The organism is Flavobacterium sp. KBS0721 (assembly GCF_002007065.3).
Taxonomy (GTDB): domain Bacteria; phylum Bacteroidota; class Bacteroidia; order Flavobacteriales; family Flavobacteriaceae; genus Flavobacterium; species Flavobacterium piscis.
The window spans coordinates 4,924,839-4,938,886 of sequence record NZ_CP042170.1 but is presented as its reverse complement, the minus strand read 5'-3'; the positions used below and the strand labels follow the sequence as shown (position 1 = coordinate 4,938,886).

General features: G+C 34.5%; 6 protein-coding genes. All 6 read left to right on the top strand.

Translation table 11 applies throughout. The features are described from left to right. Window positions 1-72: 72 nt before the first annotated feature. The 6 genes from B0M43_RS20660 (at window position 73) to B0M43_RS20635 (ending at window position 13,813) form a co-directional block, all read left to right on the top strand. A complete protein-coding gene (locus B0M43_RS20660) occupies window positions 73-1,125 on the top strand; it encodes a FecR family protein (protein ID WP_078005211.1) in 1,053 nt (350 codons plus the stop codon). A 163-nt stretch (window positions 1,126-1,288) separates the two neighbouring features. Continuing rightward, on the top strand, window positions 1,289-4,849 hold the full coding sequence (locus tag B0M43_RS20655) for a SusC/RagA family TonB-linked outer membrane protein (RefSeq protein WP_078005210.1): 3,561 nt from the start codon (window positions 1,289-1,291) through the stop codon (window positions 4,847-4,849). A 17-nt stretch (window positions 4,850-4,866) separates the two neighbouring features. Next, the gene (locus B0M43_RS20650; protein WP_123921734.1) at window positions 4,867-6,222 is read left to right on the top strand and encodes a RagB/SusD family nutrient uptake outer membrane protein; all 1,356 of its coding nucleotides are present in this window, start codon (window positions 4,867-4,869) and stop codon (window positions 6,220-6,222) included. Window positions 6,223-6,234: 12 nt separating this feature from the next. Further along, complete coding sequence (locus B0M43_RS20645) at window positions 6,235-8,214, top strand: TlpA disulfide reductase family protein (RefSeq protein WP_078005208.1); 1,980 nt, start codon at window positions 6,235-6,237, stop codon at window positions 8,212-8,214. A gap of 24 nt (window positions 8,215-8,238) precedes the next feature. Next, window positions 8,239-10,836 (top strand): S9 family peptidase, encoded by a 2,598-nt coding sequence (locus B0M43_RS20640; RefSeq protein ID WP_078005207.1) that lies wholly within the window; start codon window positions 8,239-8,241, stop codon window positions 10,834-10,836. 160 nt (window positions 10,837-10,996) lie between these two features. Continuing rightward, entirely contained in the window at window positions 10,997-13,813 is a 2,817-nt protein-coding gene (locus tag B0M43_RS20635) for a pitrilysin family protein (protein WP_078005206.1), read from the top strand. The last annotated feature ends 235 nt before the right edge of the window (window positions 13,814-14,048 follow it).

The following is a 14,048-nucleotide window of genomic DNA, read 5'->3' as shown; positions in this document are numbered from 1 at the left end:
GATTAAATTTTCTGTCTATGTTTTTGCTTTTTGCTTCTCTTGTAAATAGAGAATCTAAAAAAGGAAAATATTTTGTACCCAAATTTCAAAATTTTATCAAAAGAAGCCAAATCAGATTTAAAGGCTAGAATTGAAAATAGTATTGCTTACGAAAAACAGCGCGCCAGAAAAAGAAGGCTTCGTACACTTTCGTGGAGTGCTGCTGCCATACTCTGCCTTTGTTTAGGAATTGCAGTTGTATTAAAACAGGAGGAAAAAACGATTAGCCCCATTGAGCAATTTGCAAAAGAAAATGCGGCCGCAAGCATCGTAGAAAAAACTGGTAAAGTTAGACTAGTACTGGCAGGACAAGAAACTATTAGTATTGCAGATAGCAGTACAATTGCCTATAATTCTTCCGGAAGCAAAATAAGTGTAGACAACAAGCAGTTTGCTCAAAAAAGATCGCTCGAACCACAATTTAATACGGTTTTGGTCCCTTACGGAAAAAGAGCACATCTTAGTTTAGCCGATGGCACTTTGGTCTGGCTGAATTCAGGATCAAAATTAATTTATCCAACAGCCTTTAATACAAAAAACAGAGAGGTATTTCTTGAAGGTGAAGGGATTTTTGATGTGGCTCATAACGCAGCTAAACCCTTTTTTGTAAGAGCAGCTAATAATTATAGTGTTCGTGTATTAGGTACTTTATTTAACGTGAGTTCTTATGCCGGAGATGCCAAAGTTTCTACAGCTTTATTGCGCGGAAAAGTACGTATATCATATGCTAAAAAGGGCTTTTTTGACAGAGATACAATTCAGACAGATCTTAAGCCGGGAATGATTGCAGCTCTGGACAAAAAACGCCAGACCTTACAGACTACGACAGAAGATGTGAGTACAATTTTCTCCTGGAGAAAGGGATACTATGAATTTTCTAAACAAAAATTACCATTGGTTTTAGAAAAGCTAACGAGATATTATAATGTCACTTTTGTTATGAATAAAACGACGAACCAAAACGAAACGTATTCCGGAGCTTTTACCCTGAATGATGATTTAGATAAAGTGGTAAAAACACTTGAAGCAACAACTGGTTTTGACTTTGTTTATGATGCAGCGACCAGAAAAATTACTATCAACTAATATAATTAACTAAAAATTATCGATTGCCTATGAGGAGATAAACATGACAAAAATAAACTAGGAAAAACTAACCAAAAAAAAACCAAAAGATGCTCGAACATCTCTTGGCTTATGTAAAATTTTTAATTGCGAACGCAATTATTGAAATAACTAAAACAAAATTATGAATAAAAATCATGATAAAGGCTTTCTATTGCCTAAAAAAATCATCAATCTTACTTTTATTTTATTTATGAGAGTATTCATTTTAGTTCTCTATTTAGGATTAACCAGTATCTATGCAAATGTTGCGAAAGCGCAAAATGAGATCTCTGTAAAAGTACAGGGTGTTTCACTGCAAACGCTTTTTAGTACTATTCAGCAAAAGAGTGACTATGTGTTTTTTTATAATGATGATCTCATGTCGTCTACAAAAAAAATAAATCTAAATGAGTACGCAACTGTTGAACAAATTCTAAATACAGCCTTGTCCAATACAGGGTTAACGTATACCATTATAGATAAGCAAATTGTAATTAAAAAGGCTAAAAAAGTCCCACAGGAACAATATGATATTACCGGTATTGTTACGGATAAAAACGGAAATCTGTTAGTGGGTGTAAACGTTTTGTTGGTGAGTAATAAAGCCAATTGGGATGTAACGCGTGAAAAAGGAGATTTTAGAATGCGTGTAACTGCAACAGACTCACTTCGTTTTGATTATTTAGGTTATGAATCAAAAATCGTTGCCGTAAAAAACCAAAAATTCATAAAAGTTGTTTTAACGCAAGATGTAATGGAATTGACGGGAGTTGAAGTTGTGGCTACCAATGGATATACTGATATTCCAAAAGAAAGAGTAACAGGAGCAATTGAAGTGATGAGCGCAAAAGAAATTGCCAAAGTTCCTACAGTAGATATCAATTCCCGCTTAGAAGGAAAAATTGCCGGAGTTATGGTTGATCCGAGAACGGGTAATATAAGTGTTCGGGGAACAACCAGCTACAGCAGCAACTCTAAACCGCTTGTTGTTATTGATGGTTTTCCACAGTCTGTAGATGATTTTGCTTTTAGCAGAAGAGGAGTGCCCGGAGCATCTATATTAAGTTTCTTAAATCCTGATGACATCGAGACCATAACGGTTCTTAAAGATGCAGCTGCAGCTTCTATCTGGGGTTCAAGAGCAGCAAACGGAGTAATTGTGGTAACTACGAAAAAAGGGAAGAAATCAGATGAACCTACTGTTAGTTTCAGCACAGCAACCACTTTTGGAGAAAAAATAGATTTATCTAAATTAAGAGTAATGAATACGGCACAATACGTAGATTATGAAAAAGATCTTGTAAATGGCGGATTTGTTGTTGACAATATATCGAACTGGCAGGCGACAAATCCTAGTGCGGCTCAGGAAATTATGTTCAAAGAAAAAAGAGGACAAATTTCTGCTTCAGAAAGAGATCAAATGCTGAATTCATTATCGCAAAAAGGTAATTTAGGTCAGATAAATAAATATCTGCTACAAAATTCACTTACTAAACAATATGATTTTTCTGTTTCCGGAGGAAATGATAAAAGTACCTATTACTTAGGGCTAGGCTACAACACAGATGATGCTTCGATGAAGGCAAATAACTCTAAATCGATGAATGTAACATTAAACAATTCATTCAAATTAAAGAGCTTTTTAAGATTTGAAACCGGAATTAATTATTTGTCATCAAAATATCAAACCAATGTTACGGCAAACGAAGCACTTTCAAATGTTTCTACTTCTGCATTAAGACCGTATGATATGCTTATAGATGAAAACGGAAAGAGTCTTGATTATTACATTAAATTCAGACCAGAAGTTATACAAGATTTTGATAATAAGGGGTATCTTCCATGGACTTATAATTTTATAGATCAGTTGGACTATTCGAATGTTAGAACAACTGGCGAAAATCTAAGATTAAATGCAAGATTAGTAGCAACAATCACGCCTTGGTTAAACGTTGAAGCTTCGGGAATGTATACTTCTATTTTTAGCAAAACCAGAACGCTTAACGAATTAGAAAGTTATTATGTGAGAAACATGATCAACGAAGCAACTTCTATTGCAAACGGTAAATTGGTTCATGGAATTCCTGTTGGTGCGAATTTGAGCGATACAAATCAAAAAAACGAATCGCAGAGTATGCGTTTTCAAATGAATATTAACAAATCGTTTGACGAAAATAATAGTTTAAATTTTTTGGCTGGTGCCGAAGTTAGAGAAGAACGCAGAGAAGGCAGTTCACAAACTAGATATGGTTATGATACTGATACCAATTCAAACGTTTCTGTAAATCCAACTCAATATTATACTACAGTTTACGACTGGACAACTTACATAGGGAATTTTGATAACAGTATCAGTAAATACAGAGACCGTTATTTGTCTTATTATGCACTGGGTTCTTATGATTTCAAAAACAGGTATCATTTGTCAGGAAGTGTTCGTTTTGATGATTATAACCTGCTTGGGGCTTCCAGAAAAAACAGAGCGCTGCCATTGTGGTCCGTTGGAGTAAGATGGGATATTAATAAAGAAAATTTCTTAAAAGAGGTAAGCTGGTTAAGTAATTTATCTACTCGCGTAACGTATGGTGTGGCAGGAAGTGCACCGGCAGGAGGTTACGGAAGTAACAATGCTATTATTGGTTTAGGAGGTATCGATTTTTACACGCAAATGCCTACTGCAACGATATCACTGCCGGAAAACCCTTTTATCAAATGGGAAACTACTGCTACTTTTAATGTTGGCTTAGATTATGGACTTTTCGATAATAGACTTCGTGGTAATGTAGATGTTTACTATAAAAAAACAGATGACATTATAACTAGTCTTCCTTTTAATCCAACTTATGGCTGGGCATTTTTAAAATACAATGCAGGAACTCTTGATGGAAATGGTGTAGACTTAGGATTAAGTGGTACAATTTTCAATGGAAATTTTAAGTGGAACAGTACTTTTAATATTGCTTACACAAATAATGAAGTTACTGATTCCCGATTTAAGGCCGTAGGTGCAAATCAGCTCTTTGGGAGCTCTCCACTTGTTGGTATGAACGTAAGTTATATGTATGCGTACAGATGGGCAGGATTAGATGCAAACGGGCAATCTACAATTTATGCTAAAGATGGAAGTATAATCGATTCTTCGAAAGGAATTAATACCATAAGTAAAGACGACTTAAAATATATGGGAACTACGGTTGCTCCTTATTTTGGAGGATTTATGAACGATTTCTCATTTAAAAATTTCAGTTTAGGAGTTCAGATTACTTATTTTATGGGAGCTGTATTCAGAGATCAGCAAATGCAAAATTATCCTACTTACAACGGTGCTCAATATGGTGCTGTAGCCAAAGATAAAATTATTGCAGATCGCTGGAGACAACCTGGAGACGAAGATTTTACGAATGTTCCGGGATTGGCAAACATCAGCTACAATAGTTTAAATCGTTTTCAGAATGCTGATATTAACGTTTTATCTGCCGATAATATTCGTTTACAGCAGATTTCATTAGGTTACACAGTACCAAACGAATGGTTACAAAAAACCTTTTTCAAAGCATTAAGTTTCAATTTTGCAGCAAGAAATCTTGGGTTATTATGGGTAAGAAATGATAGAGGAATAGATCCGCAATATCTTTCTAATAATAATTACAATACTCTTGCACCACAGCGTACTTATACTTTACAATTTAATTGCAGCTTTTAATCAAAAAAGAACTTATTATGAAATTTTTAAAAATCACACTATATATTATTCTGCCATTATTGCTGCTTAATTCCTGCAGAGATTATGTTGAAGTTGAACCTGTAGGGAATAATAGAATTTTAAGATATACCTCTGATTACAGAGCATTGGCGAATGCTTACAATACATACAGCGGTTCCGGAGGAATGTATCTCATTTCAAGTGCCGATGTAGAATTTTCGACAGCTTTTCAGGCGCGTGTATCAACAATATGGGGAAACAGTTATACCTGGAAATCCAGAATTTTTGATGAATCTCAGGGAGACTCAGATTGGATTAATTTGTATCAGACCATTTATTACAACAATGCCATTATTAAAGGTGTAATGAAGAGTGAAAAAGGAACCGAAGCAGAGAAAAAACAAATTTATGCTGAAGCCTTTGTTCATAGAGCTTTTGCTTATTTACAGCTGGTAAATATTTATGGGCCGCAATTTGATCCAACTACCTCAAATGCTGAAAAATCGGTACCGCTTTTACTTACACCAGAATTATTTTCTTCATTAGAAAGGAGTTCTGTTGATGTGATTTACAAACAAATTCTTTCTGATTTGCAAAGCGCCCTGGCAAACGATCTTGTTGATACGCCGGATTTTAATGTGCTTCCGTCAAAGAAAGCCGTTTATGGTATTTTAGCCAGAACCTATTTGTATATGGGCCAATATCAATTGAGTTTGGATAATGCAGAAAAAGCCTTAACCATGCAAAAAGATTTAATTGATCTAAACACTTTTGCCACAGCTTACAGTTATCCTGTTTTACTTAGTAATCCTGAAATCATTTTTTCTAAAACATTACTAAATGGTTATAATGGCGCGCCGTTGGCTCAAGATTTATTAAACAGTTTCAGTAGTGATGATTTACGTTACAATTATTATACAATTCTTGGTAATGTTTTTAATCCATCACATACAGGAAGAGCTTTTGGAATTGCTACTTATAGTAATACAAACGGAATCAACATTGGGGTTTCTGTTCCTGAAATGTATTTAACTGCAGCAGAATGTTATGCCAGATTAGGGCAGCCGCAAAAAGCCGTTGATTATTTAAATATTTTAAGAGCTAAACGATACAAAACAGGTTCTGTTTACCAGGTAAGTGCGAATACAAATGCCGAAGCTTTAAATCTTGTTTTGACAGAAAGACAAAAAGAATTCATTGGTAGAGGATTTCGCTGGTTCGACCAGCGTCGTTTAAACTTAGATCCAACTTTGCAAAAAACATATACAAGGGTTTTCAAAAACGAAACCTTTACGCTTACGCCTAACAGCGCTGGATATGTATTCCCAATCCATCAAAATTATATTGATTTTAACCCAGAACTGGGGCAATAAACACAAACTACAATGTTAAAAAAAATAACAAATATCAAATTATTGGTATTGGCGTTCTGCGCCTTTACCATACAAATTTCTGCTCAGGAAGTTAAATCCAGATTAAAAGGAATGGTAGATGTTCCGGTTCCCGGAATGGCTCTCAATATGACTTATGATGCAAAAGGAGGACCTTTGGAAAATATCAAAGAAATCAATGGTTACGCTTACGTCTTTAATGATTACAACTGGGAGATCGAAGATCTTAAAATGAAGAAAAACGGCGCTGTCTGGAATGTGGAATACACTGTTCCAAAAAACTGCGGATTCATGGCTTTTAAGTTTTATGGAAACACGGATAATGGAATTGTTACAGATACAGGACAAGACACAGGATATCTTTTAGTAGTTTTTAAAGAGCCTAAAGTAAAAATGCCCGGAGCAGATTTAGCGTGGGCAACGTTTAGAAATAAGGATTTCAATAGTCAGTTTGGTGGTTATTTTAAGGATTTTTCGATAGACGGAGATGCTACAGAATATTGGTTAAAAAAGGAAGTAGCAGATCAGGGTAATAATTTTCCAAAATTTATTGATACGTATATTAAAGTATTAAAGGCTCAGAAACCGGAGCGATTTGATGAATTAGGACACCGTTTTTTAGGAGATTTTACAAAGAAAATGAACGGACAGCCGGAAGAAGTTTTTCTAAACGTTTACAATTTATACAAATTTGAACTAAAGGATCAGGCAAAGGCTGATTCTCTTGAAACCGTAATTCAAAAACAATTTCCTAAAGGTGCTTTTCAAAGATTCAAAGCCTTTCAAAAAATTATGCCAATTGCGGATGCTGCAGAAAAAAACAAAGTGATAACGCAATTTTTAGCTGATTTTCCATACACTTCTGATGTGCCTGATTCTCAAAAGTATTTTTATGATAATATCGTAAAAGCGCAATTTGGCTATTATTTTGAGACCAAAGATTACAACAGTATTTTAGCTTTGATTCCAACTATGAATTTTGCTAATCTAAACGATGCGTATCACCAGAATATTTCTAAAGCTCTTTATTTAAAGGTTGTAGATCCTGCCGTTATAGAAACAATGGCAGTGCCAATGATCAGACAGATGCAGCAAAAATTAAATGACTTGTCGTATATGCAAGGGATTTACTGGTCTCCAAATCAGGCAAACGAAAATGCTAAGGACAGACTAAACGACCAATTAGTGATTCAGATTCGTATGTACGACATGCTGAAAAAATACAAAGAAGTTTTAGAGACTTTTGAATTACTGCCATTTACAAAGCGTTATGAAAAAGCGAGCGTAAACGACATTCATGTAAAAGCCTTAGAAGCATTAAACAAACCAACTATCGAAGTTTTAAAAAACGCAGCAAGAGTGAATGCTTTATCAGAAATGTCAACTGCTAAATTAAAAGAAGCTTATTTAAAAGAAGGTAAAAAAGAAGCTGATTTCCCTGCTTATTTAGAGCAACTGAAAAAAGAAAATAAAGCTGACGTAAAAATTGCTTTGATGTCTCCTATTCCAGCTCCAGCGATTAAAGTGCAGTCAGCAGACGGAAAAGCAAAACAATTAGCTTTAGACAGCGGAAAAATTATCGTAATTGATTTTTGGGCGACTTGGTGCGGACCTTGTAAAAAAGCATTTCCGGCGATGCAGCAATTGGTAAACAATTTCAAAGAAGACAAACAAGTTGAAGTTTATTTTATCAGTACACAGGAAACCAAAGAAGGATACAAAAAAGAAGCGTTGGCTTACTTAAAAGAAAAAGGATTAAAACTGGATACTTATTTTGATTTAATGAAAAAAGGCGGCGGAACGAATAACGAATCGTTTTCTAAATACGCAGCTATCTTTAAATCAAGCGGGATTCCGAGAAAAGTAGTCATCAAAAACGGGCAGATTCGTTTTACTTCTGAAGGATATTCAGGAAATCCGGGTCAGCTAGTTGATGAACTTACAGAAGTCATTAATGCTTTAAAGAAAGAGTAATTTCTTTTTGAAAATCAAAAAAATATGAAAAATATACTTTTACTATGTACACTCGCACTGAGTGTACATAGTTTATCAGCACAGAAAAAAACCGTCGACGAATCGGCTTATCAATCGTGGCAGAGAATTAGCGGTAAATCTTTGTCATACAATGGAAAGTGGATGTCTTACAACACGGTTTTTCAGGATGAAGAAAAGGAAAATAAAAAGCAAACTATTATTCAGGAAGCACCAAAAGGAAAACGTTTGGTACTGAATGATATTAGTGATTTAAAATTCATCGGGAAAAAAGACTGGATTCAGTACAGCAAAAATGACAGCACGCTTTTGCAAAATCTAAAAACAGGTGTGAAAAAACTTTGGAAAAGCAAGCATTACACAAACGCTCTTGAAGGAACAGATTTTTTATACTATTCACGTCCCGAAGCTGTTAAAGGAGATTTTTTTCTACAGCGTCTGGTTTGTTTTAATTTAGAAAGTAACGACAGTATTGCTGTAAACAATATAAAATCTTCTCGCTTTTTAAAGAATAATTCTATAGTTTATGTGCAAATCGAAAAAGACAAGGCTTATTTAAAACATGGCATCCCAGGCGGGAAACAAGAAACTGTTTACAGTGGAAAAGCCGCCGATTTTGGTGATTTCCAATTAAATGAAAAACAAGACGGCGGTACTTTTACTTTAAAAGGCAGTAACAGCACCGATTTTAATACGGTATATTATTTTAATCTGGCTACTAATGCAACAAAGCCATTGTTCAATTATGATGATGTTGTGTTAAACGATCCTGACTTTTCAATTTCAAAAACAGCTTACGGATTAACTGAAGACAGTAATTTTATTGCGTTGTTAGTGAATTCTAATAAGCGTCAGGAAAACACTCAGATTCCCAAATCAAATATTGAAATTTGGAGATCCAATCAAGGAAGCATGGAGCGCAGACAAGAAATGCTGCGAAACTCAAAAACACTTCCAAGTGAAGCGAAATTTCTTTACGATATCAAAAACAAGAAAGTCATTAAGGTGGCTTCAATTGGTGAATTTGATCCGGTAATTATTCCTGAATCAGGGAATTATCAAGGTGTTTTTGCTATTGATAAAAAACCGTATGTAATAGAAGTAGACTGGACTTTTAACGAACGTAATGATATCTACTGGATTGATGCTTCGACTGGAAAATCGACAAAAGTACTTACAGGAGTTTTTGGCAGTGTATCTTTAAATCCGCAGGGGAATTTTGCTGTTTTTTATGATGAACAACAAAAAGGTTGGACTGTTTTTGACAGCGCTTCTAAGCAGTTTAAAAACATTAGTTCGCAAATTCCTTACCCTGTTTCTGATGATAATGTAGATATGAAATCCAGTAATACTGCGTTCGGTATTGCAGGCTGGTTAAACAACGGAAATACAGTTGTCCTTTACGATCAGTTTGATTTGTGGGCGATTGATCTTACCAATCAAAAAAAGGCTTATTCTATAACGCAGGGTTACGGAAGAAAAAACAAAATAGAACTTCGTTATAACGAAAATGGTTTTATTGGCGATTTAGACAATAGAAAGTCAATTACTCTGGTAGGTTTTGATATCGTACATAAATCTAAAGGAGTGTATAAATTAACCAATAACAGTTCTATAACAAAGGTATTTGCAAATCCGGATTATAATGTAAAAATTGAAACCGTTTCCGGTGATGATTCAAGCGTACTTTTTGTAAAAGAAAGTTTTACTGTTTTTCCAGATTTATGGTGGGGAACTTCCAGTTTTGGATCTCAGCAAAAAATGACCGATATCAATCCACAGCAAAAAGAATATGCGTGGGGAACTTCAAAAGTATTGACTTGGAAAAGTTTCAACGGAAAAGAAAATCAAGGGAATCTTTACCTTCCGGAAAATTACGACAGCAAAAAGAAATATCCTGTTATCGTTCATTTTTACGAAAAACATACGGAAGATTTTAATGCGTATCTATCTCCTGAAATTAGTACATCAAACATTAATATTCCAACTTTAATAAGTCAAGGTTATATTATTTTCCAGCCAGATGTACATTACGAATATGGAAATCCCGGAAACAGTGTTTACAATGACGTAATCAGCGGTGTTGAATATTTAATTGCAGAAGGCATTACCGAAAAAGGAAAAATTGGTATCCAGGGACATAGTTTTGGAGGTTACGAAACATCATTTTTATTGACCAAATCAGATGTTTTCAGCTGTGCCATTGTAGGTTCCGGAGTAAGTAATTTTACGGCCAATTATCCTGTTATGCGAACAAACGGAATTTCGACTATGTTTAAATACGAAGCAGATCAATACCGTATGGGAAGTTCTTTATACGATAATCTGGATGGTTATATTAAAAATTCCCCAATATTTTCTGCTAAGAATATTACAACTCCTGTACTTATTTTTCATAATGATAATGACCGCGCGGTGCCTTATCAGGAAGGTCAGTCTTTATTTTTTGCACTTCGCCGTTTAGGGAAAAATGCCTTATTGGTGAACTACAAAAAAGAAGGACACACCTTAGATGATGCAGCAAACAAAAAAGACTGGACCAACAAAATGCAGCAGTATTTTGATTATTACCTAAAAGGTACAGCAAAACCAGACTGGATGTAATATAAGCCGATACATTTATACAATCCAAAGACTGTTATTTGAAGGTTTCTTTTGAGACCTTCAAATTAACAGCAGGAATTTCTTATACCATTTTCAAATTACAATTCAAGAAAAATTCAAGAATAAATCAATCAAAAAACAAACAAAAATATCAAGCAAAATGAGAGCAAAATTATTTCTGGCGCATTTTATAATACTGGGTTTAACTCAGGTTTCAGCGCAATTTAAAACTACAATTGCACTACGGAAAGATGTAGTACATGGGACTTTAAACAACGGAATGCAATATTTTATTCTGCATAATGAATGGCCAAAAGATAGAGCCGACTTTTATTTTGTTCAGAATGTGGGTGCCATTTTAGAAGATGACAATCAAAACGGATTAGCGCATTTTCTCGAACATATGGCTTTTAACGGAACGGAGCATTTTAAAGGAAAAGGCATCATCAATATGCTGGCGAAACATGGTGTTGCTTTTGGACGTGATATTAATGCTTATACCGCACATGACGAAACGGTGTATAATTTAAGTAATGTACCTGTTAAAAATCCAGCTTTACTAGATTCGTGTTTGTATGTTTTACATGATTGGTCTGGGTTTTTGTCTTTAAAAGATGCCGAGATCGATGCCGAAAGAGGTGTGATTCACGAAGAGTGGCGTACCAGACGAAATGCCGATTTAAGAATAGGATCGCAACTGGAACCTTTCATTTATAATGGCTCAAAATATGGTAAAAGAGATGTTTTAGGCGATATGAATTTGATTGATAATTTCAAATACAAACAATTAAGAGATTATTATAAAAAATGGTATCTGCCAAATCATCAGGCTGTAATTATTGTGGGGGACATTGATCCTGCAAAAATCGAGGAGAAGGTGAAGAAAATAATGGGTTCAATTCCGATGCCTTCAAATGCTGCAGAGCGAACTTATGAGACTATTCCGGACAATGATAAATTGTTGTACAAACTTGCTGTAGACAAAGAAGCGCAGAAAACATCTATCGCATTAAACTTTAAAAAGAAAAAGCCTGCAGTCCAGGATCTTGCAACATTTGAAAACAATATTGCAGAACAATTGGCTTTACAAATGATGAACAATCGTTTTAGAGATTATACCGTAAATAATGAAACGGCCTTGATGGGAGCTGGTTTAAGTTATTCTGGTTTGACACGCTTAACTTCTTTTTTTACCTTAACTGTAAATCCTAAGAACGGAAGATTGTTAGAGGCTTTCCAACAAGCGTACACCGAATATGAGCGAGCCATTCAAAATGGTTTTACAAAAGAAGAACTGGATCGTGTGAAAGAAAATATGCGTACAGGTTATGAAAATCAGTTAAAAAACAAAGATAAAATCAGTAATGAAAACTGGGCTTCGCAATTGCAGAATTACTTTTTAGAAGCTTCGCCTGTAATGAGTTTAGAAGATGAAACAGAATTTGTAAAAGCAGCTTTGACTAAAATTGACCTGAATGAAATCAATAAAGTGTTTCGTGCGCTTCCTACAGAAAACAATCAGGTTTTAACGGTTTCCGGACCAGAAAAAGATAATGTTACGTATCCTGCAGAAACAGATTACACCACAGCAATTAAAAAAATAAAAGAGCAAAAGTTAGCCCCTTACACGGAAACAATTGCAAATACAGACTTGGTAACAGACAAACTGACCGTTAAGCCAATTTCGAAAAAATTTGAAATTAAAGGAATCAAAGAGGCAAAAGGATATGTTTTAGAAAATGGTGCCAAAGTAATTATATACCCAACAACTTTGTCACAGGATCAGATTCTCTTTTCTGCTTTCAGTCCGGGTGGGGTTTCACTACTACCTGAAAAAGATTTAGCATCTTCACAGATTGCGACTGTTTTAGCCAAAAACTCCGGTTTAGCAGATTTTAAAGTGACCGATTTACAAAAACAGCTTTCAGGAAAAACAGTTAAAGTAAGTCCGTTTATTGGTGAACATTACGAAGGTTTCAGCGGAAGCGCCGTTAAAAAAGATCTGGAAACACTTTTGGAACTGACTTATTTGTACTTTAAAAATCCAAGATTTGAAACTACAGCATACAAACGAATTATTGATTACTATAACAACGCACTCGAAAATGTAACGGAAAACAATAGTAAGATATTTGGTGATACTATTGCTTTATTAGACAGTAACCATAGCAAACGAACTTTTCTTTTAAGCAAAGAAAATCTTGGCGAACTAAAATTTGATGAAGCTTCAAAAATTTACAGAGAGCGTATTTCAAATGCTTCTGACTTTACTTTTGTTTTTGTTGGAAATATTGCTGATAAAGATCTTGAAGTGATCAATAAATATTTAGGAAATGTAGCAGGAAATCACACTCAGGAGAAATTTGTAGATCATAAAATTGGAATTTCAAAAGCATTTGCAAAAGAAAAACTGATCAGAGAAATGAGCGTTCCTAAAACGAGTATTTATGTACATCTTGAAAATAGAAAAGCAGCTTTTTCAGAGAAAAACCAAATTATGGCATATATGCTTTCTCAATTGTTAGACAAACGTTATTTAGACAAAATTAGAGAAGACGAGGGCGGAAGTTATGGCGTACAAACACAGAGTTCATTGTCTAAAAATCCATCACCTGTTTTTTCACTTCGCGTAAGTTTTGACTGTAATCCTGAAAAAGACAGCAAATTGCTTCAAATTGTATATGACGAGCTGGATAATATCGTAAAAAATGATGTTTCAGATAAAGATGTATCAGACATAAAAGAAAATTTGATAAAAAGCAATCAGGAGAATGTTAAGTCAAATTCGTATTGGATGAGCACAATTGTTGATCAGTTAAAAACGAATGATAAATTCGTAAGCAGTAATGAGTACGAGAAATTGATCAAAAGTATTTCGGTAAAAGACATTAAAAAATATGCAGCTGAAGTAGTACCAAACGCTGATAAAGTCGAAGTTGTAATGCAGCCTAAAACAGCTTCATCTCCTTTAAAATAAATATTTGCGACACAAAAAAGAACGGCAATTCTGAAGATTAATTTTAATAGTCTCTTTGGTAAATTTGAATTAGTAAGTATTTTAACAAGGACTAAGAGAGCTGTTTGCCGGCAGCTCTTTAAATCAATATGATTGCGTTAATTGTAATTATCTTCAAATCATTGCTTTTATACCATCTTGGTAGCCTTTACCTTAGAATTTTAGATCTAAAAAAATAAATAATAAAGGCCTTTAA